Here is a 24,176-nt window from a genome sequence, read left to right as displayed (position 1 = left end):
CCCGGCGCCCTACTGAGCCGCAACTTCGCTCGGTTCGCCAGCCCAGCAATCTTCTTCAACGGCCCTGCCGTCCAAGAAAGCCTGCAGGCCATCGCTCATTTTCTCCGGATCGTAGACCGTGAAATTCAGCAGGAAAATTCGGTTGGCATAGGCGCGGCCCAGATAGAAGCCGGGACGCACCATGCGGATCTCATCGCGGATGGCGAGGCCGCCGCGCCCCGCCAGCGCATCGGGCCTGTCCATGTAGCCCGGAAGATCATGCGAATAGGCATAGTCGATGATGATCGATTCACGCCTTCCATCGAGCAGGCTCTGGCCGCAATAGAGCTTGGCGGGGAACAGGAGCCATGCGGTGGTGCGCGGGCTGATCCACGACAGGAGGCCCGTGCGCGCGATCTCTATCTTCTCGATCCTGCTCTCATCGTCGATCAGCGCCTTCAATGGCGCAAAGTCCTCGATGACATTGCGCAGCACGCGCTCGTCGCGATAGAAGCGCTTGCCCTTCCACAGCCCCTTGCCGAGCTTTTCGAGACCGGCAATCTTGGCATCGGCGCCCTTCCCAAGCCCGCCGCCCAGAATCTCGGCCAGACGCGTGCGCAAGCCGTCTTCGCCCCGCTCGAAGAACAGATCGCCGCGAAGCACGCCATCCGGAATGGGCCCGGCTTTCAGCCGCGCATAAATCTGGTCGATCTCTTCCTGGCTCATAGCCTTGAGATTGGCAGGCGTGAGCTTGGCCAGATCGGCGTGGCTCAGCGGCACGTCATGCTCGACCCGGGCGAAGTCGACGCGGAAAACCCGTGACGGGTTGTCGGGATCCTTCAGGGACGTATCTTCCAGCGCCGCAAAGGGAATATCCGGTCGCGGAGGCAGCGGCTCCTTGCGCAAGCCGAAATAATAGAAAGCGGCAGCGGCGGCGATGAGCAGCACGCCACCGCCGAGCAGGATCTTGCGCATGGTGGAGATGAGCCTCATAGCGTGGCCACGAAAGCGATGAGGGCATCCTTGTCCTGATCAGACAGGGTTTCACCGAAGCGATGCCCGCGGTTCTCGACGCGGTCGAGGATGTTGGAATAGAAGCTTTGCACGAATTTGTCGCGATCGGCGACCAGATCGAGGACGGTCGGCCGGTCTTCGACAATCGCGTCGAGAATGAAACGCCGCAATCCGCTCTTGAGCTCGGCGAGCCGCGCAGCGTCGAGGATGCCGGCATATTTTTCATCCAGCTTCTTCTCATTGGTGCGCTGGAGCACCGCATCCTGGATGAGGTCCTTGAAGCGCAGGCTGTTGATGGCAAGGGCCGGATAGCCCTTGGGGACGCGCAGGCTGATCTCGATGCCGAGACGCTCGTTCAGCTCCGGATTCTGCAATTTGGGCGCGATCGGGATGATGATGTCATCGGAGAGCAGATGCATCTTGTCGATGCGGCTTTGCGGATTGAGCATGTCGCGCATCGAGGCGACATAGAGCGCGAAGCGTCCGGCGACGCTCGTATCATAGGGCGTGCAGGCCGGTGGGTTGGCGAGTGGCTTACCGGCCGCGTCCACATAGGGCTGATCGTAGAAATCGACCGCCTTGTCCGCGGGCTTGCCGCAGATTTCAGGCCCGATGGCATTATTGTGCATGAAAGGCGCATGCGCCCAGGCGGAGAGCAGCGAGACATTGCGGTCATAGCCGCGGCCGGAACCGGCCATGACTTCCGGGCGCGCCGGATCGCGCGGCCGCTCGCGCAGGTCGATCGCGGCATATTGCTCCCAGACGCGCGACGGCATGTGGTTCGAATGCATCGCGCGGCCGGCATAGGTACCGACCTCGCTCGCCGGCTCCACTGCATCATTGCCCAGCCAGTCGGCACGCAAGGTCGGATCGCCCGGCACGGTCGCCAGGAAATCGGTGTTGTCGAAGGGCGGCTTGCCGCTCGAATGGCAGCTCGCGCATTGCTGCGCATAGATATCGCGCCCGCGCTTCACGGCGCCGGGGAAGAACGTTCCATCGAGCTCGGCCTCGAGGGCCGCGGGCGAGGCAAGGCCCCGCGCCTGCCACAGATCGCTCGGGCGCGCCGACAGGAAGAACGCCTTCAGGTCCGGCAGGCGGTCCTCGATGGCGCGGAAGCTGGCGCAGTCGCGCCGGCATTGACCGATGTCGAAGGGCGTCTGGCCGTAATTGCGCTGCTTCGGATCGGCGGCGCGCAGGTCAGGTATGTGGTTGAGCCAGCATTGCTCAGAGCATGAGCCGATGTTGAAATAGACGCGCTGGATCGCCTCCTCGGTACCGATCGAATCCTCGCCGCCTTTGAGGATGTTGGGCACCAGCTCCTTCTTGCGCGAGCGCTGCCAGCATTTTCCGGGCTTGCCCGGCTCGCACCAGCAGTCATCGACCGATGTGCCGGCGGCGCATGCATCCGCCTTGCGCCACTTCAATATGTCATGCTCATGCAGCGGGCGGCGGGCGAAATTGATGATCGCATTCATGGTGCCGGGATTGGAGACATAGTCCATCGGCAGCGCCGAGGTATCGACGATGCCGGGCCGCGCCCGCGCGATCAATTGCCATTCGAGCGCATGCTTGCCGAAGCCGGAGCCCAAGAGATTGGACACCCGGCTGTACTGGTTGCCGACCAGGCCGTCGATATTCTCCCAGGCGGGCTTGTTCGCGTCGAGCGGCGGCTTGCCCGGCTTGTAGCCGATATGACAGCCACCGCAGGCCATGCCAATGCGGAAGGGCGGCTCGACCGAGCCGTCGAGCAGCCGGTTCGGTTTCGTTTGCTTGTCACCGGGATAGATATCGAGGGCGGCGCGATAACCCTCCCAGGATTCGAGACTGCCATTGAGCTTGAGCCATGCTTCCTTCTTGAAGCGCGGATTGGGAAATTTGCGCAGGCCTAATATGCCGGTCGAGGTGCCGAAATGCAGGTCGCACGCATTCTGGCGCTGGTCCTTGTCGGCGACGGGGGCGTCCTTCAGGTCGCAGGCGGGGTCGCGATAGCCGGTCTTGCCGATGAAGGACAGGAGTGCCGCATCGCCCGGGCAATATTGGAAGCCATAAGTTTCGGCGAGTGACTTGGCCGGGCAATTGGCATCGCCCGGAATGCAGCAATCGGGATCGGGAATGCCGCCCCAGGCCTGGAAGATATCGCGCTTCTTCTCAGCCGCCAGAATACCGTACCAGTCGATGGCGCCGCCGAGGCGCTGCTGGAAGCCATAGGTGAAGAAGCGGTCGTTGAAGGCCGTGGCGTTGAACCAGATCTCGCTGCCGGCACGCTCTGAGGATGACAGGGGCGCCACTTCCTTGGCGTAGCCTTCGCTCAAGGAAGATTGCGCATGGGCGGCGAGCGTCATCAGCAGCAGGCAGGCGATCCACACCGCCATGCTGGCGAGTATGGGGCCGATAAATCCTTGCAGCCGATAGCGGCGATTGACAGACGAACGAGGCACGAAACGCTCCAACGGGTTGAACCGATGAACGCTCTCGGTCTTCCTCAGGATAGTTTCTTGGCCCTCGTCACGAACTATAACCGAGACGCGGAAACTTGCAATCGCAGGCCATCATCCTGAGGCGCTCACGCGGTTTGAATATGCCAATTGTTGCAAAGCGCCCACACTCATCTGTGTCTTTTTGAGACACATCCGCTTGGTGGGGACTCGTAACTTTCAGCAGTCATTGGATTCATAACCGATGCGAGGTCCGGCATTCTGTGCGAAATGCCACATTCCATCGTCAAGAGCAGCGATGGGACCCCCGATATTGGGCCTAAGTCCGCTTCCGTGCGTCATTGGCACAGACGGCCGGACGCCCTAGATCCCGAGCAGTCGAGTAACAAACGGAGGCGGATCGGGCCGTCTATCTCCCATACCCAGAGATCGAGGCGAGTTTCAGTTCAGAGAAAAACCAAGACCGCCGAGAGAGCCTTAAAGATCTCATCTGCCGTCACGAGAGCATTTGCAATTTGCTCTCTCCGTTCCTTGACGCGGTTGAGCGCACCTGCAGATGCCTTGAATTGAGCCGTCAATGCAGCATAGGACTCCCCCAGCAAATTCGGCTGTCCGGTAATTTTCGCGTGCTCAGCATAGAGTCCCGTTAGACTCTTCGAAATGTTGGTTTTGTCACTGCTTTTTGCCTTGTCGTAGGCAAGCAGAAGCTTGACGATGGCTTTATGTATTTTGTTGGCGGCCTCACTGCGAGTGGCCATGGTCTTCCTCCAAATTGCTCATGCTTTGGCAATAGCGGTGCGAAGTAGATCGAGTTCGCCGGCTAGCTTGCGAAATTCCGCAAGAGTGGCTTTCAGATCGATATCGTCAGAGAGAAGGGCGTAGTGAGCGTCGAGCAGCTTACCCAGGATCTCTCCTGTCCGGTCAAGTACCTTTATCCGGCTTTGAAATTGCTCCGCGGCTCCATTCGCATCCACATATTCGTGATAAAGCTCTGCACCAGTCGTCGGCATCTCGCGCAGCCGGTTCAGCGTGCATTGCTTGCGCTCCAGCCAGGCGGCATACCGCGTGTTCAGCGCGCTCTTATTCTTCTCTACGTCCTGTATCAGTTTGATCGCCCCGGCTTTGAGCACGTTGTCTGTTTTCTCGACCACTTCGCGCACCCGACGGCGCAATCCATAGTCAAACAACCTGATACCAATGGAGGTGGTTGTCTTGATCGCCGGCGCAACAACGGGCGAGACTGCTCCCCCTTGCGAGGCTGCACTCTTCTCAACAAAGCCCGCCGCCGATACCGCGAAGCCATCGCCTGCTGCCTCGAGCTTTTTCACGCCCGCTGGATCCACCGCCTGCGAAAGGGCCGTTGCATACTCCTCAACCGCTTTGAGAAAGAGAACCTGCTCCTTGATCGCCGCGGATGACTTATCCGGCTGGCGAACCGGAAACATCAGCCGAGCATCCCTGAGATAATCGCATGCTCCGGACTCGACGTTTGCAACTTTTATCAGATCGACTTCAGTCTGCTGCGCGCTGGCATACGCGTTCGCCACCGTGCTGGCTGATTTTCCGAACTCGGCCGACTGCTCGAGAGTCGGAGATGACGAACAGGCAGCGAGAAACGCTGCAATAATCAGCAGAATAGAAACTTGTTTCATTGGAGGCCTCCCCAGACCTTCCCTTAGGTAAGCACAATACTTGGGGTGAGCGCAATCAGATAATTACTGCAACAATGACATCGGGCACTGCTTCGGTCGCGGTTTCACACGTCAAACACTTGAGTTATTTGACAATTCCTAGAAATCCGTCTTCTCGCCGCCTTCCTGCTCGCGCTTGGCGACGAAGGCGTCGATCTCCTCGGCGATGGCGGGATCGAGCGGCGGCTGCTGATATTCGGCGAGCGCGCGCTTCCACACTTCATTGGCCCTCTGCCAGGCCTGCGGGCTGCCGGAAGCCTGCCACTGGCTGTAATTGCGCCAGTCGGAAATGATCGGCGAATAGAAGGCCGACGAATAGCGGGCCAGCGTGTGCTGGGCGCCGAAGAAATGGCCGCCCGGCCCCACTTCACGCATGGCATCGAGACCCAGCGCATCCTCGGAGAAATCGAGGGGCTTCAGGAATTCCATCACCATCTGCAGGAGGTCGGCATCGAGGGCGAATTTCTCGTAGGAGGCGACGAGACCGCCTTCCATCCAGCCGGCCGCATGCTGGATGATATTGCCGCCGCCCATGATGGCGCCCCACAAAGAGAAGACGCTCTCATAGGCGGCCTGGGCATCGACCATGTTGGCCGCATTGGTGTTGGAGGTCCGATAGGGCAGTCTGTAGCGGCGCGCCAGTTGCCCGCCCATGATGCAGGCCTTCATGTATTCAGGCGTGCCGAAGGCCGGCGCTCCCGACTTCATGTCGACATTGGAGGTGAAGCCGCCATAGACGAAGGGCGCTCCCGGATTGGCGAGCTGGGAGAGCGCCAGACCGGCCAGAGCTTCGGCATTCTGCTCGACAATGGCGCCGGCAATCGTCACCGGCGCCATGGCGCCCGCGAGCGTGAAGGGCGTGCAGACGACCATCTGGTTGTGGCGCGCCATCTCGATGATGCCCATGCCCATCGGGTCGTCGAGCTTGAGCGGCGAATTGGTGTTGATGACCGTGTAGCAGGACGGTTCCTTCAGGAACTGCTCGCGGGTCAGCCCGCGCGCGATACGGGCGATCTCCATGCCGTCGAACAGCCGGGCGCGGCCGGTCGAGATCGTATAGAGGATCTTGTCCGAAAGCCTGACCTTGTTGCGCATGATATGGAGATGGCGCACCGAGGCGTGGACATCGAGCGCATCGACCGAGCCGCCGCCCGCCGTGTGGATGCAATTGAAGAACTGCGACAGGCGGATGAAATTGGCATTGTCCTCGAGCGTGCCAGGCCTCCTGCCGCGGTCCATATCGGAGCAGTTGGGCGGGCCGCCGACGGGGGCAAAAGCGATCCATTTGCCGCCGATCTGGATATTGTGCGCCGGATTGCGTGCATAGAAGGTGAATTCGGCAGGCGGCGTCTTCAGCGCTTCTTCGACGATGTCGCGCCCGATCCGCACCCGCTCGCCCTCGACCCTGGCCCCTGCCCTGCCATAGATCTCCCGCGCTTCCTTGTTGAGCACATCCATGCCGATTTCCTCGAGCACATCGAGGGAGCGGTTGTGGATGGTCTCGATCTGGTCGTCGGAGAGGATGCGCGACGGCTCGAGCGTCAGCTTCGGCTGGGCGAAGGGCAGTTGCGGGATCTTCGCGTGCTTGGCATCGGGCCTGCGGCCGCGACCGCGCGAATGATGGCGGGCTTCGTTGTCGATGAGGGTCATACCGTCTCCCAATAGGCCCGGGCGATCCGGGCGGCGACAGATGCGTTGTTCTTGACGAGCTCGATATTGGCGGCGAGCGAGCGTCCGGCCGTGGCGCGGGCAAGCCTGGCGAGGAGGAACGGCGTCACATCCTTGCCCTCGATCTTCTCGGCCTGCGCCTCCTCGACCGCCTTCTCGATGAGGGGCGTGATCTCGCTTGCCGGGATCTCGAAATCGGCCGGGATCGGATTGGCGACAACGATGCCGCCCCTGAGGCCCATTTCCCACTTGGCCTGCATCAGGGCCGCCATCTCTTCCGGCCGGTCCACCCGCATCGGGCATTTGAGGCCGCTCGAGCGCGAATAGAAGGCCGGGAATTCATCGGTGCCATAGCCCACGACCGGAACGCCCAGCGTCTCCAGCCGTTCGATGGTGAGCCCAAGATCGAGGATGGCCTTGGCGCCGGCGGTCACGACGGCGACATTGCTGAGCGCCATCTCGCCGAGATCGGCCGAGATGTCGAAGCTCGTGGCGGCGCCGCGATGGACGCCGCCAATGCCGCCGGTGGCGAATATCCGGATCCCGGCCAGTGCCGCGATCCGCATGGTCGAGGCGACCGTCGTGGCGCCGTCGCGACCCATGGCCACCGCATGCGGCAGGTCCCTGGTCGAGAGCTTGGTGATCGAGGCACCGTTGCGGGCAAGCGTCTCGATCTCGGTCTGCGACAGGCCGACCTTCAGCTTGCCGGCCCGGACGGCGATCGTCGCCGGCACTGCCCCCTCCTCGCGGATGATGCTCTCCACCGCGAAGGCCGTTTCGGCATTCTGGGGAAACGCCATGCCATGCGCGATGATGGTCGATTCAAGCGCGACCACTGGCCGTCTTTCTTGAATCGCTGCAACAACTTCGGGGGCGATGTTGAGAAATTGAGTCATGCGACCTCAATGCCATTGTCCGAGCAGATCATGCCCAGGCCTGAACTAAAAGGGTGACGGCAATTCAACTCAGGACCGCCTTTCACAGCTTTGTCAGCTGCCCGGTTTTCGGCCGGCGGAGAGGTCGCGATGTGCCTTGCCGCTTGAGATGCTCATGGCCCCAGCCGGCAAGGACGCGGATGACGCTCTTCAGGCTTTCGCCATGCTCGGTCAGCGCATATTCGACCCTGGGGGGCACTTCCGGAAAGACGGTGCGGCTGATGATCCCGTGCTGCTCAAGGTCGCGCAACTGCGTGGTCAGCATATGCTGGCTGACGCCCCTGATCGCCCGGCGCAGTTCGTTGAACCGGCATTCGCGGCGCATGAGCTGCCACAGGATGAGTATCTTCCACTTGCCGCTCAGCACCGCGAGCGTCGCCTCGATCTCGGGTGGCGGCTCGGGCAGCTTCGCATGCGTCTTGCAGAGCTCGTCAGTCATGTTTTCCATACTATACAAGAAAATCCTTCCTACTTGAAAGATAGCTGCAAGAGCACAATTGTCCATGCTCCCGCACCGCAAGATCATTACAAATGGAGATGACTGTCTATGTCCAAGGCCAAGATTGCCGTCATTATCGGCTCGACGCGCGACACCCGTCTGGGGCCCAAACCCGCCGAATGGATATTCGATCTGGCCAAGGGGCATCCTGATCTCGATGTCGAGCTTGTCGATCTCAAGAGCTTCGATCTCCCCTTCTTCAACGAGCCGGCGTCAAATCTGTGGATGCCGAGCAAGGACCCGAGGGCGGTCGCCTGGCAGAACAAGATCGGCACTTTCGACGGCTATATCTTCGTTGTCGCCGAATATAACCGCTCGATCACCGGCGCGCTCAAGAACGCCCTCGACCAGGCCTACAAGGAATGGATGCGCAAGCCCGCCGGCTATATCGGCTATGGCAGCGTCGGGGCGGCCCGCGCGGTCGAGCATCTGCGCCTCATCAATGTCGAATTGCAGATGGTGCCGACGCGCTCGGGCGTCCATATCGGCGGCTCGGAATTCGCCAAGATCCATCCGATGATGGGCAACCAGCCCATTTCGGCCGTCGAAGAGGCCATCCTCCCCTCGGCCAAGGCGATGCTGGACGAGCTTGCCTGGTGGGCCAGGGCCACCAAGGCCGCGCGCAGCGAGGACGCACGGGCCGCCGCGTAGAGCCCCACACTCCACTCTGTCATCCCGGCGAAAGCCGGGACCACCGCCCGGCTGATTCTAGTCATTGGGTCCCGGCTTCCGCCGGAATGACGGTCAATGGTCGTCACTTTCGCCGGAATGACGGACTAAAAATCGGTCGGCGCGCCGCCTTCGCGCTTGCGGCGCTCGACGAATTCGTCGAGCTCGGCACGGATCGCCTGGTCCATGGCGGGCTCGCGATAATCGGCGAGCGCCTGCTTGTAGAGCTGGTTCGCCTTCTGCCAGGCCTCGGGCTTGCCGGCGGCGAGCCATTGCTGGTTGTTGCGCCAGTCGGAGATCATCGGCGCATAGAAGGCCGTCTCATAACGCGCCAGCGTATGGGCGGCGCCGAAGAAATGGCCGCCCGGCCCCACTTCGCGAATGGCCTCGATGCCGAGCGCGTCCTCGTCCGTCGCCAGCGGCTCGAGGAACTCCATGACCATCTGGATGAGGTCGCAGTCGAGGACGAATTTCTCGAAGCTGGCGACAAGTCCGCCTTCCAGCCACCCCGCGCCATGCATGATGAAATTGCCGCCGCCCATGGTGACGCCCCAGAGCGAGAAGACGCTCTCATAGGCGGCCTGGGCGTCGACGGCATTGGCGGCACAGGTATTGGAGGTGCGGTAAGGCACATTATAGCGGCGCGCCATCTGGCCGCCGACAATGCAGGCTTTCATATATTCGGGCGTGCCGAAAGCGGGCGCCCCCGACTTCATGTCGACATTGGAGGTGAAGCCGCCATAGATGAAAGGCGAGCCCTTGCGCACCAGCTGGGTGAAGGCCATTCCGGCCAGCGCCTCGGCATTCTGCTCGACCACCGCGCCCGCGACGGTGACCGGCGCCATGGCGCCGGCGAGGGTGAAGGGCGTCACGCAGACGATCTGGTTACGTGACGACATTTCCATGATGCCGCGCAACATCGGTGAATCGAGCTTGAGCGGCGAATTGGTGTTGACGATGGTGAAGAGCGAGGGCTCTTTCTCGAGCTGCTCCTGCGAGATGCCGCGCGCGATGCGGGCGATCTCGATGCCGTCGCAGATGCGCTCCTTGCCCAGCGAATAGGCATGGAAGGGCTTGTCGGTCAGTACCGCCATGTCGCGCAGGGCTTCGAGATGGCGGATCGACGCATGCAGGTCGATCGGCTCGACCGGATAGCCCGAGATGAAGCCGATGCAGTTGAAATACTGGGCGAGCTTCAGGAAATTGCGATAGTCGGCATGATTGCCGGCCCGCCTGCCATTGTCGAGATCGGCGCTGTTGGGCGGGCTGCCGACGGTGCCGAAGGTCATGGCCCGCCCGCCCACCTTGAAGCTGTTCTCGGGGTTGCGGGCGTGGAACATAAAGTCCTGCGGCGCCGAGGCGATCAGCTCCTCGACCATATGACGGTCGAAGCGCACGCGCTCGCCCTCGATCCTGGCGCCGGCCCTGGCGAGGAGGTCGCGCGCCTCGGGCAGCGTGAAGTCCATGCCGATATCTTCGAGCACGGTGAGCGAGGCATTGTGGATGGCCTCAACCTCATCGGCCGAGATGATCTCCATGGCGGGAAAGCGGCGCCGGCTCTTGCGGCGCGGCAATTGCGCGATGCCCCTGGCATGGGCGGCGGAGTCTCCACCACGGCGGCCTTCCCGGCGGCGGCGCTGCGGGGAGCTTGAGGTTTCGAGCGAGCTTTCCATGGTCGGATGATCCGTCGTGATGTCAGCGATAGGCCGCGAGATTGGGGTCGGCCGCCACCTGCTTGACCAGCCAGTCCTCGAACCGCTTGATCTTGGGCTTGAGCTTGTCCTCGGCCTTGCAGGCGAATTGCCAGCGGTGCCGGTGCGGCACCAGCAACGGGAAGGGCTGGACGAGCCGGCCCATGCGGATCTCATCGGTGGCGAAGGGGCCGATGGTCATGGCGAGCCCCCTGCCGTCGATCGCGGCTTCCTGGGCCAGGATATAGCTGTCGAAAGCCAGCCGGTCGGAGAGCTCGATATTCTTCACCCCTGCCCCTTCGAGCCACAGGCGCCAGTCCTCCTCGGCGGTATAGACATAAAGCAGCTTGTGCTTCTTGAGATCGGCCGGCGTCTTCAGCGCATTGGCGCCCTTCATGAGATCGGGCGCGCAGACCGGCGTCAGGAGCGAGCGGAAGAGCGGGCGGTAATTGTGGCCGGGCGACCGGTTGCGCGCCAGCACGATGCCGCAATCGACATTGGTCTCGTCGAAATCCCAGTCGAAATAGGCGGTCGACAATTTGACTTTCATGTCGGGATAGCGGCGCTCGAAATCATGCAAACGCGGGATCAGCCATTTGAGCGCCACCGTCACATAGACCTGGATGGTGAGCTCATTGTCGGCGACGATCGGACGCAAATTGCGCGTCTGCGCCTCGATCTGGTCGAAGGCGTCGCGCACCGGGGGAAAATAGGCATGGCCGGCCTGGGTGAGCTCGGCGCGCCTGGCATCGCGCTTGAAGAGCTGCAGGCCCAGCTGCTGCTCCAGCGCCTTGACCTGGTGGCTGACGGCGGAACGGGTGATGCCGAGCTCGGCGGCGGCCAGCCGGAAGGAGCCGAGCCTGGCGGCGGCCTCGAAGGCGGTGAGGGCGCGTAAAGGGGGAAGGTCGCGACGGGGCAAGTCAGTTCACCAGAAAATCCAGCGACCGCTCCTATAACACCTTGAAAATATGGGTGTTAAGTGGATCAAACGGAAACAAAGCCGGAATTGTGGTGAATTGTTTTCACCTGTGGCCCGATAAGATTGAGGCTTACGATTCCCGGGCGAACGGAGCACATTCCGCCGAAATGAAATTGGCGCGTGATCCAGTTTTCCGGGACAGGCGCGAGGAGCTTCAGATGACGGCAGTCGAGGACATTTCACGGCGGCGCGGCGGACGCGAGGCCCGCAAGGCGCTGAGAGCCCGCCCCATTCCGCGCGAGGAAGCGGCCGTCCGCCCCGGCATGGAAGGCGGCCAGTACCGGCCTTTGCGCGAGCGCGACATGGAGCGCATCCATGAGACGGCACTGACGCTGCTCGAAAAGGTCGGCCTCGGCCAGGCCATTCCCTCCTGCATCGAGGTCCTGACCGCCAAGGGCGCCTTCATGAACGAGCATGGCAGGCTGTGCCTGCCCAAGGCGCTCATCGAGGACACACTGGCCAACTGTGCCCGCGACTTCGTGCTCCATGGCCGCGACCCGAAGCACGACATGGAGCCCTGGGGCAACAAGGTCTATTTCGGCACCGCGGGGGCCGCCGTCCATGTCGTCGATGTCGGGACCCGGACCTATCGCGATTCCGTTCTCGTCGATCTCTATGACTGCGCCCGCATCGTCGACCAGTGCGAGCATATCCATTTCTACCAGCGCCCGATCACGGCGCGCGACATGCTTACCGGGCATGATCTCGACATCAACACCATGTATGCCTGCATGGCGGGCACGACCAAGCATGTCGGCACCAGCATGGTGGCGCCGGAGCATGTCGCCGAATGCCTCGAGATTCTCCATTATGTGGCGGGCGGCGAGGAGAAATGGCGGGCGCGTCCCTTCATCTCGCAATCGAACTGCTTCGTCGTGCCGCCGATGAAATTCGCCGAGGATGCCTGCCGCTGCCTCGAAGTGGCGGTCAGGGGCGGCATGCCGGTGCTCCTGCTCTCGGCCGGCCAGGCGGGCGCCACCGCGCCGGCAGCCCTTGCCGGAACGGTCGCGCAGGCGGTCGCCGAATGCCTCGCGGGCCTTGCCTATGTGAATGCCATCAAGCCGGGCGCCATCGCCATCTGGGGGCCATGGCCCTTCGTCTCCGACCTTCGCACCGGCGCCATGTCGGGCGGATCGGGGGAGCAGGCCTTGATCACCGCGGCCTGCGCGCAAATGGGGCATTTCTACCGCCTCACCGTCGGCTCGGCCGCCGGCATGTGCGATTCGAAGCTGCCCGACGTGCAGGCGGGCTATGAGAAAGGCGTCACCGCCTCGCTGTCGGCCATGACCGGCATCAACCTTCTCTATGAAAGTGCCGGCATGCATGCCTCGCTGCTCGGCTTCTGCCTGGAAAGCCTGCTCATCGACAATGACATGCTGGGCTCGATCAACCGCAATGTGCGCGGCATCGAGGTGAATGACGAGACGCTGTCGCTCGATGTCATCGCCAATGTCTGTATCGAGGGGCCGGGGCATTATCTGGGCCATGACCAGACGCTGTCGCTCATGCAGAAGGAATATATCTATCCGCAGCTCGGCAACCGCATGAGCCCCAAGGAATGGAACGAGGCGGGCCGGCCCGACATCGTCGAGCGCGCCACGGCGCGCAAGATGGAGATCCTCACCACCTATTATCCGGACTACATGCCGGAGTCGATCGACGACCTCATCCGCGCCAGGCACGACATCAAGCTGCCGCGCGAGGTGATGCGGCCGGGCGATCCGAGGTGGTTCAAGTAAGCCGCAAGGCCGGACGCTCCAGGCATGCCGTGTCGCGGGGAATTCGGGTGATTTCTCCGGGACTTGCAGGTTTCACGATGTCAAAGAACGAGGGGAAGCGCTTCGTTGATGTTTCGTTATTTCAAATTCGGTGGTTGAAAATGGTGTTCCTCTTAAGTCAGACCTGACCTAGAACATATACAGAACACGTACGCAATTGCAAGAGAAAATCTTATCTGAAGTTTGGCTTGATTGGTGCTCCCAGGTACGGATCTTTCTGGGGCGAAGTCTCTGCCGCTATAACACCCAAGCGAAATCACTATAATTTTGCGAAATTTCTGGTTCAGGACACTAGCGGCTCTCGAAGTACGAGTTCACTCCTCTTCACGAAAAGCACACTCTCCTGCTGCCCATTTTGGGCACACGATAGGTCTTAAGTAGCTGATGTCTTTGACTTGTCGTGCCCCTCGACAACTGGAGTCATTAGCCTTGCCGGCTAAAATCCTTGCCAGATGGAGGTTAGCCTACCGCTAACCCTTCAGTCGTGTTTGACAACCAGTGTCTTCAGCGTGGTGAAATCATGCAGTGCCGCCATGCCCTTTTCGCGGCCGTGACCAGACTTTTTGACACCGCCAAACGGCAATTCAATGCCGCCGCCGGCGCCATAGGCATTGATATAGACTTGGCCGCCCTTGATCTTGCGGGCGACACGCAAGGCACGCTTGCCATCCTGGCTCCACACACCGGCAATTAGGCCGAAATCCGTGCCATTCGCGGCGACGATCGCATCAGCCTCATCCGCGAAGGGAATGACCGACAGAACCGGGCCAAACACCTCCTCGCGCGCCAGGATATTCGATCGCGGCACCGGGCCGAACAGCTTGGGCGTGACAAAATAGCCGGCACTGGGCACACCTTCTGCGATGCCGCCTTCCGCCAGCAGTGGAATCGCGTCAGCCGCGGCACGGGTGGTGAATCTCTCGACCCGCTCATGCTGCCGTCGACTGATGAGGGCGCCGAGATCGAGATCCATCTCGGGTGTGCCGGCCCTCAGCCTGGCGAAGCGTTCGACCACCGCCGTGACGATGCGATCATAGCCGCCCTTCTCCACCAGTAAGCGCGCGCCCGCCGAGCAGGTCTGGCCGGCATTCTGGACGATCGCATTGACGAGGCTCGGGAGGGCGGCGTCGAGATCGACATCGGCGAAGACAATCTGCGGAGATTTGCCGCCGAGCTCGAGCGTGCAACCGATATGGTTCCTCGCCGCTTCGCTCTGGACGAGGACGCCGACTTCCGGACTCCCGGTGAAGGACAGGAAATCCACGCCCTTATGCGCGATAAGGGCGGCACCGGCCTCCGTGCCCAGCCCCGGCACGACATTGATGGCGCCTTCCGGAAAGCCCGCCTCCGCCGCCAGCTCGCAGAGGCGAAGCGGCGTCAGGCAGGCATCTTCGGCAGGCTTCATGACGGTTGCATTTCCCATCGCCAGCGCCGGCGCCAGTGAGCGCCCGAACATCTGTGCCGGGTAGTTCCAGGGTATGATGTGGCCGGTCACGCCATGCGGCTCACGCTCGGTGGCGACAAAATAGCCGTTGAGGAAGGGGATGGTCTCGCCGTGAAACTTATCGGCCGCACCACCATAGAATTCGAAGTAGCGCGCACAGGCGAGGATGTCGGCGCGCGCCTGCTTCATCGGCTTGCTGGTGTCACGCGCTTCGATCAGGGTGAGTTCGTCGATATGGTCGAGGACAAGCTGGCCAAGCCTGGCCAGAAGCCGGCCACGCTCGACGCCCGTCAGACGGCCCCAGTTGCCGCTCTCGAAGGCTTGTCTCGCGGCAGCCACCGCCCGATCGATATCGGCGACATTTCCGGCGGCGATCCGGGCGAAGACGGTTCCCTCAGCCGGAGCATAGACATCGATTGCCGCTCCTGAGGAGGCGGGACGCCACTCATTGTCGATGAAAATGCCCTTGGCCGGTGCGATTTGAAGGGAAGCCTGGTCAGCGGTCGTGTTTTGCATATCGGTCTCCTATGGCGCCTGGCGAAGTGGCATGACGCCGCGTCGCCGTGCTTTTGTCTCCAGCATCGCTTTGGCGCGCGCGACGATCGGCGCATCGATCATGCGCCCGTCGATGAGACACACACCGCCGTCGCGGTCGGCCTCGCTGACACGGCGTGCCCAATCGAGTTCTTCATCGGACGGCAGGAAATGGCTGAAGACGCCCGAAATCTGCGCGGGATGGATACATAATTTTCCCTTCGCGCCCGCGGACGCGGCATTCGCGCATTCACGGGCGAGCAGGTCCTGGTCGCTGACCGAAAAGCAGGGGCCATCGAGCGGCGCGGCTATGCCAGCCGTCCGGCTGGCCAGCGCCAGGATACACAGCACATGGCTCGCCATTTCAGCGGAAGCGCCAATTCCCAGGTCGAGAAAGAAGTCGGCCGGGCCGAAAGCCAGTTGGGTGACGGCGCGATGGCCGGCGATGGCTTGCACTTGGCTCACTCCGGCGGCCGTTTCGATTTGCGCCAGAAGCCGGGCTCCCGCGCCCAATCGCGACAAGAGGGCATCAAGATGGCCGGCAGATTCAACCTTGGGGACGCAGACCATGCCGATATTCAAGCGCACGAGCGCGGCGAGATCATCTTCATGCCAGAGCGTGCCTTCGGCGTTGACGCGCACGAATGCCGGTACCGGCAGGGACTGCAGGATGCCCAGATTTCCGCGCGCCTCATCCTTGCGGGCAGGCGGCACCGCATCCTCGAGATCGACGATGATGGCATCAGCCCCCGATTCTGCCGCTTTGGCGAAGCGATCCGGCCGGTCCGCGGGAACGAAAAGCGGGGCGATCATCATGCGCCGGATGCCTTTGCTTCCATATGGATCGTTCCGCCTGGCCCTTGCGTCCATAGCGAAATGTCATCACCGGTCGCCGCGGCGCAGACTTCGAGCGCTTTGCCCGCGATCGCGGCGACAAGGCCGCGACAGCTGAAGCGGCGCGGCGGAGCCCCGAGCTGGATGGAAGCCAGGTTGAGCAGCAGCGTCGCCTGCAGCGGCCCGTGAACGACCAGACCGTCATAGAATTCGACGCCTGTTGCATAGGGGTGATCGTAATGAATTCGGTGGCCGTTGAAGCTGACGGCGGAATAGCGGAAGAGCAGCGTCGGCGGCATGGCGATCGTCCAGCTCCTGTCGCGTGGCCGCGCATCGGTCGGGGCGTCGTGCGCAACAACTGGCGTCGACGACGGTCTTGCCGCTTCCCGATAGACGATCTCATGGCGCTCGCGAATGGCGAGGCCGCGACGGGTTTCATAGTCGTGATTGACGGTCACGAACCATAATTCGCCACTCCTGCCGATCTTGCGGTTGATATCGCCGATCGTCGAAACGCGGCGCGTCTGGTCGCCGACACGGAGCGCATCATGATGCTCGATCGCCCCGCCCGCCCACATGCGCCGCGGCGACGGCACCGGTGGCAGATGCAGGTTCTTGGCCGGATGCCCGTCCTCGCCCAGTGCCGCCATGGGCGCGATCGCGGGCGACAGGCACCAATGGATGCCGAGGGGAGCGTCACCCTCGGCAAGCGGCGCCAGATGGGGTTCGAAGATGGCACGAAAGCTCTGCGCCAGCCGGTCGGTGATCAGGTCCACGCTTTCGGTTCTGCGGCCGATCCATTCGGAGAAGGGTTTCGGTGCCTCTTCCATTACCGCGCGGCGACTATCAGTAGGACCGCGGCATGCCGAGCACATGCTCGGACAGATAGGCCAGGATCAGATTGGTCGAAATGGGAGCGACCTGATAAAGCCGCGTCTCGCGGAACTTGCGCTCCACGTCGTACTCCTCGGCGAAGCCAAACCCGCCATGGGTCTGGATGCAGGCATTGGCCGCTTCGTTGGAGGCGTCCGCCGCCAGCATCTTGGCCATGTTGGCCTCGGCACCGCAATCGCGTCCCGCCTCATAGAGGCGTGCAGCCTCCTTTACCATCAGTTCGGCAGCCCGCATATTGGCGTAGGCGCGGGCAATCGGGAACTGGATGCCCTGATTGGCTCCGATCGGCCGGCCGAAGACATGGCGTTCGCCCGCATAGCGCGCGGCCTTCTCGATCAGCCATTTGGCGTCGCCGACGCATTCGGCGGCAATCAGGATGCGTTCGGCATTCATCCCTGACAGGATATAGCGGAATCCCCGCCCCTCCTCGCCAATGAGATTCGCGGCCGGCACGCGCACATTGTCGAAGAACACCTCCGTGGTGGAATGGTTCATCATGGTGCGGATCGGGCGGATGGTGAGCCCCTTCTTGAGCGCTTCACGCATGTCGAGAATGAAGACCGACAGGCCTTCCGTGCGCTTCGTCACCTCATCGCGCGGCGTGGTGCGGGCCAAGAGCAGCATGAGGTCGGAATATTCCGCCCGGCTGGTCCAGATCTTCTGGCCGTTCACCACATAATGGTCGCCGTCCCGGCGCGCAAAGGTGCGCAGTGATGTCGTGTCCGTTCCGCTCGAAGGCTCGGTCACGCCGAAGGCCTGCAGCCGCAATTCACCCGACGCGATCTTCGGCAGATAGCGCGCTTTCTGATCGGCGTTGCCGTGCCTGAGCACCGTACCCATGACATACATCTGCGCGTGGCACGCCGCCCCGTTGCAGCCGGCCCGCTGAATTTCCTCGAGCACCGCTGCCGCTGCCGATAAAGTCAGACCCGCGCCGCCATATTCCTCGGGGATCAGCGTGGCGAGATAGCCGGCTGCGGTCAGGGCATTGACGAAGTCGGCAGGATAGGCGCGCTCGGCATCGAGCTTGCGCCAATACTCGCCCGGAAAGCGCTCGCACAGCTTGCGGACAGCCTCGCGTATGTCCCGGTGATCTTCCGAGTCGAACATTCAGGCCCTCCGCGCCAGTCCGGCGGTCTCGCGCTCGCTTCGGAACAGACCGAGAGAGCGTACCGGCCTGTCGTGAACCAGCGCGCCGATGTCCGACACAAGCCTTTCCAGAGCCGCCTCGGCCATGCCGCCGTCAGCGAGCAGCTGACGCGCTTTGGCCGAAAGTTCGCCAGCTGACAACTGGTTCTCGGGATCACCCTTGGCCTCGCGGCGGGCAGCGGTGAGCTTGCGTCCATCCGTGGTCTCGACGGCGAGTTCGACGCCCCAGGCTGCCGGATAGGCCTCATCGATAGCAGGCGACAAAGCGAGCGCGACTTTATCGCGCCCCGCCGCGGCACGCTGGCGCCCGTCGGCGTTGAAGCTGTCCTGCACGACCAGACCATCCCACAAAGCGATGGCGACGCAATGCTGGAGCGAGAACTTGGCACTATAGGGATCATTGGGCCGCGGACGATCGCACACGTCGAGCGCAGCGCGATAGGCACCGATATGGACCGACTTGACCGCAGCGCCCGCGAGCTTGCCATGCAGTTCAATGGCGGCATCGATCGCCGGATGCGTGTGACGGCAGCATGGCCACGGCTTGATCGACGTTCGCGTCAGCTCCCAAGGTCGCGCAGGGTCTGCCAGGATCGCCTCAGGGATTGGATCGGCGCACAGGCCAGCAAAGAAGCCCTTGTCGCCCTCGAGGATGCGATCGGGGCCAGTGAAGCCTTGCGCCGCCAGGAGCGCCGCCAGCACGCCTGATTCCGCTCCACGCGCAGTATGCAGATGCTTGCTCATCGCGCCCGAAGCCAGGAATTCCCAAAGGCCTGAAGATTGTGTGCCCGCATTGCCCAGAGCCCACACGCATTGGTCTTCGGAGAGACCGATGAGCTCGGCTGCAGCCATGGCAGATCCGAATGGACCGCAGGTCGAGGTATTGTGCCAGATGCGATAATGCGTCTTGCCGACCGCCATGCCGACCCGGCAGCAGGCCTCATAGCCAGCCAGAATCGCCTTCAGGAAGGCGACACCGCCGAGATCGCGCTCGTCGGCCATGGCCCAGGCAGCCGGAATGACGATACTGCCCGGATGCACGACGGAGTCGCGGTGGAGATCATCCATCTCGAGTATATGGGCAAGGCCGCCGAGATAGAAGGCGCGGCGCGCTACATCGCTCGCGTCGGGCGGCGCGACCGCCTTCAGCATGCGTGCCGGCTCGCTCTTCAGCGCGCCAAGCGCGCAAGCGAGCGTATCGAGGACGAAGAAGGCGGCCCATTGCAAGTCACCATCGGTGACGGGTTTGGCGCGGATGAGACGAACGAGATCGCGTGTCAGGCTCATGCCGATGTTCCTCTGTATGCTCTGGCCGGCGCACCATATTCCTGGCGCAGCCTGGCGCTGTGTTCACCAAGCTCCGGCACCCGGCCGAGCGCCGCCCTCCTGCCATCGACGATAACCGGCGGCGCCAGAACCTCCACCGGGCCTTGCACCGTTTCCACCGACATTGTGGTCGCGCCCTGATGATCGATCAGGTCGGCCATTGTCGAGATGCGGCCATAGGCGATCTTCACCTCGTCGAGCAATGCCGAGACCTGATGCAACGAGAATTTTCCCAGCACATTCTGGATGAGACCGTCGAGCACGTCGCGGTTGCTGACGCGTGATGTATTCCGGCTGAACCGCGCATCGTCGGCAAGCGTGTTATCCTGCAGGACGCGTGCGCAGAAGACCGCCCATTCGCGGTCGTTCTGGATTGAGATGACGACTTCACCATCCTTCGTGCGGAAGACGCCATAGGGTGCGATCGAGGGATGCGCCAAGCCAAGCCGCTTCGGTTCTTTCTCACCATAGCGTCGCGTCAGATAGGGCACATTCATATATTCGGCCATTGTGTCGAACAGCGACAGCTGGAGATGGGCGCCTTTGCCTGTGCGCGTCCGCGCCAGCAACGCCTCGAGGATGGCGGCATAGGCCGCCTGGCCGGTCGCGATATCGCAAATGGAGATGCCGACGCGGCTTGGACCCGAAGTCGCAGAACCGGTCACACTGGCAAGACCCGCTTCGGCCTGGATCAGCAAATCATAGGCCTTGCGACCGTGGTCCGGCGTGCCGTCGGCAAAACCGCCAATGTCACAGACGACCAGCCTCGGATGACGCTGGCGCAGCTCTTTGCTGCCGATGCCGAGGCGATCCGTGGCGCCGGGCGCGAGATTCTGGACAAAGACATCGGCACCGGCCAGCATGTTTTCGACCAGTTCCAGATCTTCCGGCGTCTTCAGGTCGACGACACAGGATTCCTTGCCGCGATTGTTCCAGATGAAATAGCTCGACAGGCCGCGCACGTAATCGTCGTAGCCGCGGGCGAAATCGCCTTCCGGCCGCTCGAGCTTGACGACGCGCGCGCCGGCATCGGCAAGCCTGGACGTCGCCAGGGGGGCGGCAACCGCCTGTTCCAGCGCAACAACGGTTATTCCCTCCAGCGTGCCGGCCATGAGGCATCCCTGTCCATTTTCATCGCCCCGAGGACACGACGACATGCCCTTGAAGTCAAATAGGATTTCGCAATGAGGGGTATAGCGAAATACTACATAGGGGCATCCGCGCTAACCATAGAGCGCCGGCCGCTGACTCTCCTCCGACAGTTCGGCGATCCACACGCGTTCCTTGACGAGTTGGCGCAGAATCTCCCAGGAGAGCTGGCCTACGGCCCTGGGCGCGGTCAAGAGCGGTCGCTCGGTGGAATAGGCCAGATAGACCTTGCGCGTCAGCACCGGCGCCTCGAAACGCCAGATCCGGAACCGGCCCGCTTCGGCCTCTTTGTTCACCGCCATGCGCGGCAGGATTCCGAAGCCCAGCCCGCGCTGCACCAGCTTCTTGATCTGGCTATAGGAATCGATCTCAATCGCTGGATTGATCGAGACCCGCGCCACCACTGCAGCGTCTTCAATCAATTCGCGCAGACCGTGGCCCGGTCCCGGAACGACCAATGGCAACTTGGCGGCGGCGCTCAATTTTACCTTGGACTTGGGGAGATCCGCCAGCCCTTCCATGGTCGCGTTCGAGAACAGGCAGATTTCTTCCGAAAGCCCATGATGCACCGCGAGCCCGCGCGGATCCGCCGTCGCATAGAGCATGGCGAGATCGATCTTGCCTTGCCTGAGCCATTCCAGGACATAGCCGCTCATCGCCTCGACGACCCTGATGCGCACATCGGGATAACGCTTTTTGGCCGCCTCTATCAGCGGCACCGCCAGCAATTCACCGACCGTGGCGGGCAGTCCGAAGCGGACCTCGCCGCGGGGCGCAATGGCCTCGCCGCGGACACTGTCATGGATCTCGGAAAACTCGGCCAGGATTCGCTTGGCGTGCCGCATCAGCCGCTCGCCCGCTTCCGTCGGGCTGACGCCCTGGGCTCCCCGATGCAGCAGCGCGACTCCAAGCTCTTCCTCCATATGCCGCACATGCTGGCTGAGCGCCGGCTGGGCGACATGCAGCTGGTTGGCCGCCTTGGAAAACGATCCGCTCTCCACCACCTTGGCGAAATATTTCAGTTGCCGAAGATCCAACCGGCTGCCCTCGCGCTTGGGATGCGACGCGATAACCCATATCGCTCCGTTATAGAGCTTAGGTGCGGATGGGGGCTTCTGTCTAGCTAAGGCCATGCCGGTTCAATCGCGGCGGACAATCTGGGTCGATTGCCCCGCCACCCGGCCGAGCAGTCGGGCGATCCAGGGTGGCGTCGCCGGCCGCTCAAGCCTGTTGAGAGCCGGTTCCAATGTCAGGCTGTGGCGCGGCTCGGACACGATGACGGACATGCGGCTCTGATAGGCAAACCACCAGACGATCAGGACGCCCAGTGACCAGAAGATGATCTGCCAGACCAGGAGGGAGGGAACGCCGAGCGCCACATTTCCGCCGGTAAACATCGGCTGGCTGAAGAAATCGTTGCCCAATATGGCGCCGGGACCCAAAGCGAGAAACGCCCAGATCAGGGTCAGTGACCACTTCGCACCGCGCGCCGCCGGACCGCCGAAATCGATGCGATGGTCCCGGGAAAGGACGTCATGCAGCCGCTGCCGATGATCGCGCTCGGCACCGCCATAGGTGAAGATCGAGACAAGGAAACAGGCGCCGAGATTCAAGGCGAGGCCCCAGGCGGCCGAGTGGATCGTCAACGGCCAGCGTCCCCAGGGCAGGTCGACGAACAGGCCTTCGAAAAAAATGAGGCCCAGAGGTTCGGTGAACAGCACGGCGATCGAGCCCAAGATCAACCCCGTCAGAACAGCACTGCGGCTGATCCAGGGCAGCCAGCACAGGCCGAGAAAGGCCGGCAGCAGCTGCGCCGACAAACTGAGGGCCAGAGAAGAGAATATCGCGGCACCTTGCGGTGTGACGCTGGCTATTGTCGCGGCCGCCAGATAGATGACGGCGAGAGCAATGCGCGCGGCGAGCTTCTGGCCCCGGCCGGTCAGCTCGGGCAAAATGAAGCGCTTCATCACCTCGATGGTGACGATGCTGGCACCGGAAGCGGCAAAGAAGGCGATGCCGATCAGCGAGGCCGACAACACGAGAAGCAGGAAGCCGATGGCGGCGAACTGATCCAACGAGGCGAGCCGCGATACGATTCCGGCAAAATCCGCCCCGGCAGCGGACTTCATTTCGGCGGCGATGATTGGCACGACGATGAGCAGCAGGCCCGCCAGGAGTCCGCCCAGGACCCAGACCTGGTTGAAGGCGAAAGCCTTGCGCGTCGATGTCGTGATGCCGAGAAGACCAAATCCGGGGCTGAGCACCACGCCGATCATCGACAGCGAAAAAGACAGGATGGCGATTGTCGTCCAAATGCCACCATGTGCCGATCCCTTGCCGATGCCCTGGCTGAACTGGATCACGCCGGGGATCTGGTCGGCCAGAATGCCGTCGCCGACGTCGATGCCGCGCGCCACGAAGGCCAGGCTCTCGAAGGTGACGCCGGCAAAGGTACCGGTAAATGCGATGAGGATGAGCAGCAACAGCGACAGGGTCGCCGTGACATAGATCACGGCGCGCCAACCGCCGACCGCCGAAAAGAGAAAGAGGAAGAAGGCCGCTACCCAGATCACCAGCCTGGCCGGCATCGCCTCGGCGCTTGCCGTCGCCATGAGACCGCCGGTCTCGGCCAGCAGATAGGCGATGACCGGTACGGAAAAGAGAAAGAGAACGCCCAGCAGCCAGAGGCGAATGGCGATGCTGTCGAAATAAATTCCCATGAGATCACCGGCGGTGCGGCTGCCGGTGATGCGCGCCGCCAGCCACAGACGCTTCTGGATCAGGACGCTCGCCAATGCGACAACGATCAGGCCGACGGCCACATGACTGCTTTGCAGGCCGTAGCGCGCCGTCAGCAGCAGATGATCGTGAAGACCGAGAGAGGCGGCAACGACGCCGGCGCCGGCGAAGATATAGGCCCAGGACGGCAAGGACCGCCCGGCATCGAGGAAGTCTTCTGGCCGGCCTTCCACATGGCGGGACAGAGCGGCGACATAGATCGCGTAAGCGATGAGAAAGGCGAGAGCGGTCGAAAGAAGCGTCGTCACCTGATGCCTCCGTCCGGCGTATCATTCCGCGTCCGCCGCGACCGGAAGTCGCTGATGACGTCGAACGCATCGAATGAACGACGCAGTCCGAAGCGGATGATCATATAGATGATGACGGCAGCAGCGATCGCAACGAAGCCCAGGCTGAGCGGCAGGAAATTGCGTGAAGCAAAATCCGGCGCCAGCAAGGCAGCGAGCGCCAGGGTCACAAGGGATGCCGCATAGAGCACCAGGCCGAGCGCTACTTCGCGCGTTGTGAAATCGCTGGCATAGACGGCGTTGGTGATCACGTGGCCGGCGAAGGCCGCGAGCACCGCAATGAAGCCTGCGGCGATGGCCGCGATGCCTCCCGCTCCGAAGCCATAGTCGAACAATATGACGGCGATAAAGCCGAGCGCCAGCCAGATGGCCATGACCAGCGCGTGCCGGTCCAGGGCCTCGGTCTCGTTCAGGGGCTGCAT

At 62.4% G+C, this 24,176-nt stretch carries 20 protein-coding genes; 2 read left to right on the top strand and 18 right to left on the bottom strand.

What is annotated here, in order from left to right; all coding sequences use genetic code 11:
- Positions 1 to 9: 9 nt before the first annotated feature.
- The 7 genes from DT068_RS06920 to DT068_RS06890 all read right to left on the bottom strand — a co-directional run bounded on the left by DT068_RS06920 (position 10) and on the right by DT068_RS06890 (position 8,161).
- Positions 10 to 972, bottom strand: coding sequence for a hypothetical protein (locus tag DT068_RS06920; protein WP_119389065.1), 963 nt, complete (start codon positions 970 to 972; stop codon positions 10 to 12).
- Positions 969 to 3,431: a hypothetical protein gene (locus DT068_RS06915; RefSeq protein ID WP_368904497.1), complete on the bottom strand. Its 2,463-nt coding sequence runs from the start codon at positions 3,429 to 3,431 to the stop codon at positions 969 to 971. Before DT068_RS06915 ends, DT068_RS06920 begins: the two co-directional genes overlap by 4 nt.
- A gap of 443 nt (positions 3,432 to 3,874) precedes the next feature.
- Positions 3,875 to 4,186, bottom strand: a complete 312-nt coding sequence (locus DT068_RS06910) for a hypothetical protein (protein WP_119389064.1) — start codon at positions 4,184 to 4,186, stop codon at positions 3,875 to 3,877.
- A gap of 18 nt (positions 4,187 to 4,204) precedes the next feature.
- Complete coding sequence (locus tag DT068_RS06905) at positions 4,205 to 5,080, bottom strand: hypothetical protein (RefSeq protein ID WP_119389063.1); 876 nt, start codon at positions 5,078 to 5,080, stop codon at positions 4,205 to 4,207.
- Positions 5,081 to 5,218: 138 nt separating this feature from the next.
- Positions 5,219 to 6,769 (bottom strand): trimethylamine methyltransferase family protein, encoded by a 1,551-nt coding sequence (locus tag DT068_RS06900; RefSeq protein WP_119389062.1) that lies wholly within the window; start codon positions 6,767 to 6,769, stop codon positions 5,219 to 5,221.
- Positions 6,766 to 7,683, bottom strand: coding sequence for a pseudouridine-5'-phosphate glycosidase (locus tag DT068_RS06895; protein WP_119389061.1), 918 nt, complete (start codon positions 7,681 to 7,683; stop codon positions 6,766 to 6,768). Before DT068_RS06895 ends, DT068_RS06900 begins: the two co-directional genes overlap by 4 nt.
- A gap of 82 nt (positions 7,684 to 7,765) precedes the next feature.
- Entirely contained in the window at positions 7,766 to 8,161 is a 396-nt protein-coding gene (locus DT068_RS06890) for a winged helix-turn-helix transcriptional regulator (protein WP_119389301.1), read from the bottom strand.
- 108 nt (positions 8,162 to 8,269) lie between these two features.
- Here DT068_RS06890 and DT068_RS06885 point away from each other — a divergent pair, with 108 nt between their 5' ends.
- Positions 8,270 to 8,872 carry an NADPH-dependent FMN reductase gene (locus tag DT068_RS06885; RefSeq protein WP_119389060.1) on the top strand — a complete coding sequence of 201 codons (603 nt, stop codon included), beginning with the start codon at positions 8,270 to 8,272 and terminating at the stop codon, positions 8,870 to 8,872.
- Positions 8,873 to 8,997: 125 nt separating this feature from the next.
- On the opposite strand, the gene DT068_RS06880 is transcribed toward DT068_RS06885, so the two are convergent.
- Both DT068_RS06880 and gcvA read right to left on the bottom strand, forming a co-directional pair.
- Positions 8,998 to 10,563 (bottom strand): trimethylamine methyltransferase family protein, encoded by a 1,566-nt coding sequence (locus DT068_RS06880; RefSeq protein ID WP_119389059.1) that lies wholly within the window; start codon positions 10,561 to 10,563, stop codon positions 8,998 to 9,000.
- A 22-nt stretch (positions 10,564 to 10,585) separates the two neighbouring features.
- Positions 10,586 to 11,500 carry a transcriptional regulator GcvA gene (gene gcvA, locus DT068_RS06875; RefSeq protein ID WP_119389058.1) on the bottom strand — a complete coding sequence of 305 codons (915 nt, stop codon included), beginning with the start codon at positions 11,498 to 11,500 and terminating at the stop codon, positions 10,586 to 10,588.
- Between the two features lie 218 nt (positions 11,501 to 11,718).
- Here gcvA and DT068_RS06870 point away from each other — a divergent pair, with 218 nt between their 5' ends.
- Positions 11,719 to 13,299 (top strand): trimethylamine methyltransferase family protein, encoded by a 1,581-nt coding sequence (locus tag DT068_RS06870; RefSeq protein ID WP_119389300.1) that lies wholly within the window; start codon positions 11,719 to 11,721, stop codon positions 13,297 to 13,299.
- Positions 13,300 to 13,816: 517 nt separating this feature from the next.
- Here the strand turns inward: DT068_RS06870 and DT068_RS06865 are convergent.
- The 9 genes from DT068_RS06865 to DT068_RS06825 form a co-directional block, all read right to left on the bottom strand.
- Positions 13,817 to 15,298 (bottom strand): aldehyde dehydrogenase family protein, encoded by a 1,482-nt coding sequence (locus DT068_RS06865; RefSeq protein ID WP_119389057.1) that lies wholly within the window; start codon positions 15,296 to 15,298, stop codon positions 13,817 to 13,819.
- A gap of 9 nt (positions 15,299 to 15,307) precedes the next feature.
- Positions 15,308 to 16,132, bottom strand: a complete 825-nt coding sequence (locus tag DT068_RS06860) for an HpcH/HpaI aldolase/citrate lyase family protein (RefSeq protein WP_162914042.1) — start codon at positions 16,130 to 16,132, stop codon at positions 15,308 to 15,310.
- Complete coding sequence (locus DT068_RS06855) at positions 16,129 to 16,926, bottom strand: HTD2 family dehydratase (protein ID WP_368904495.1); 798 nt, start codon at positions 16,924 to 16,926, stop codon at positions 16,129 to 16,131. Before DT068_RS06855 ends, DT068_RS06860 begins: the two co-directional genes overlap by 4 nt.
- 70 nt (positions 16,927 to 16,996) lie before the next feature.
- On the bottom strand, positions 16,997 to 18,154 hold the full coding sequence (locus tag DT068_RS06850; protein WP_119389054.1) for an acyl-CoA dehydrogenase family protein: 1,158 nt from the start codon (positions 18,152 to 18,154) through the stop codon (positions 16,997 to 16,999).
- Entirely contained in the window at positions 18,155 to 19,480 is a 1,326-nt protein-coding gene (locus DT068_RS06845; protein WP_119389053.1) for an MmgE/PrpD family protein, read from the bottom strand.
- Positions 19,477 to 20,631, bottom strand: a complete 1,155-nt coding sequence (locus DT068_RS06840; protein ID WP_119389052.1) for a CaiB/BaiF CoA transferase family protein — start codon at positions 20,629 to 20,631, stop codon at positions 19,477 to 19,479. The genes DT068_RS06845 and DT068_RS06840 overlap by 4 nt, the downstream gene beginning before the upstream one ends.
- A 111-nt stretch (positions 20,632 to 20,742) precedes the next feature.
- Complete coding sequence (locus DT068_RS06835; protein WP_368904494.1) at positions 20,743 to 21,705, bottom strand: LysR family transcriptional regulator; 963 nt, start codon at positions 21,703 to 21,705, stop codon at positions 20,743 to 20,745.
- Positions 21,706 to 21,807: 102 nt separating this feature from the next.
- Entirely contained in the window at positions 21,808 to 23,715 is a 1,908-nt protein-coding gene (locus tag DT068_RS06830; protein ID WP_119389050.1) for a hypothetical protein, read from the bottom strand.
- Positions 23,712 to 24,176, bottom strand: a complete 465-nt coding sequence (locus DT068_RS06825; RefSeq protein WP_119389049.1) for a hypothetical protein — start codon at positions 24,174 to 24,176, stop codon at positions 23,712 to 23,714. The genes DT068_RS06830 and DT068_RS06825 overlap by 4 nt, the downstream gene beginning before the upstream one ends.

Origin of the sequence: Taklimakanibacter lacteus (genome assembly GCA_003576695.1) — a bacterium.
Lineage (GTDB): Bacteria > Pseudomonadota > Alphaproteobacteria > Rhizobiales > Aestuariivirgaceae > Taklimakanibacter > Taklimakanibacter lacteus.
This window is presented reverse-complemented; position numbering and strand designations above follow the sequence as displayed.

What these genes read in the sequence shown, in the direction of transcription:
- DT068_RS06880 (WP_119389059.1), bottom strand. Translation starts at nt 10,563, where the DNA reads ATGGAAAGCTCGCTCGAAACCTCAAGCTCCCCGCAGCGCCGCCGCCGG.
- DT068_RS06905 (WP_119389063.1), bottom strand. Translation starts at nt 5,080, where the DNA reads ATGAAACAAGTTTCTATTCTGCTGATTATTGCAGCGTTTCTCGCTGCC.
- DT068_RS06885 (WP_119389060.1), top strand. Translation starts at nt 8,270, where the DNA reads ATGTCCAAGGCCAAGATTGCCGTCATTATCGGCTCGACGCGCGACACC.
- DT068_RS06870 (WP_119389300.1), top strand. Translation starts at nt 11,719, where the DNA reads ATGACGGCAGTCGAGGACATTTCACGGCGGCGCGGCGGACGCGAGGCC.
- DT068_RS06895 (WP_119389061.1), bottom strand. Translation starts at nt 7,683, where the DNA reads ATGACTCAATTTCTCAACATCGCCCCCGAAGTTGTTGCAGCGATTCAA.
- DT068_RS06845 (WP_119389053.1), bottom strand. Translation starts at nt 19,480, where the DNA reads ATGAGCCTGACACGCGATCTCGTTCGTCTCATCCGCGCCAAACCCGTC.
- DT068_RS06860 (WP_162914042.1), bottom strand. Translation starts at nt 16,132, where the DNA reads ATGATGATCGCCCCGCTTTTCGTTCCCGCGGACCGGCCGGATCGCTTC.
- DT068_RS06865 (WP_119389057.1), bottom strand. Translation starts at nt 15,298, where the DNA reads ATGCAAAACACGACCGCTGACCAGGCTTCCCTTCAAATCGCACCGGCC.
- DT068_RS06920 (WP_119389065.1), bottom strand. Translation starts at nt 972, where the DNA reads ATGAGGCTCATCTCCACCATGCGCAAGATCCTGCTCGGCGGTGGCGTG.
- DT068_RS06900 (WP_119389062.1), bottom strand. Translation starts at nt 6,769, where the DNA reads ATGACCCTCATCGACAACGAAGCCCGCCATCATTCGCGCGGTCGCGGC.
- DT068_RS06840 (WP_119389052.1), bottom strand. Translation starts at nt 20,631, where the DNA reads ATGGCCGGCACGCTGGAGGGAATAACCGTTGTTGCGCTGGAACAGGCG.
- DT068_RS06890 (WP_119389301.1), bottom strand. Translation starts at nt 8,161, where the DNA reads ATGACTGACGAGCTCTGCAAGACGCATGCGAAGCTGCCCGAGCCGCCA.
- DT068_RS06850 (WP_119389054.1), bottom strand. Translation starts at nt 18,154, where the DNA reads ATGTTCGACTCGGAAGATCACCGGGACATACGCGAGGCTGTCCGCAAG.
- DT068_RS06910 (WP_119389064.1), bottom strand. Translation starts at nt 4,186, where the DNA reads ATGGCCACTCGCAGTGAGGCCGCCAACAAAATACATAAAGCCATCGTC.
- DT068_RS06825 (WP_119389049.1), bottom strand. Translation starts at nt 24,176, where the DNA reads ATGCAGCCCCTGAACGAGACCGAGGCCCTGGACCGGCACGCGCTGGTC.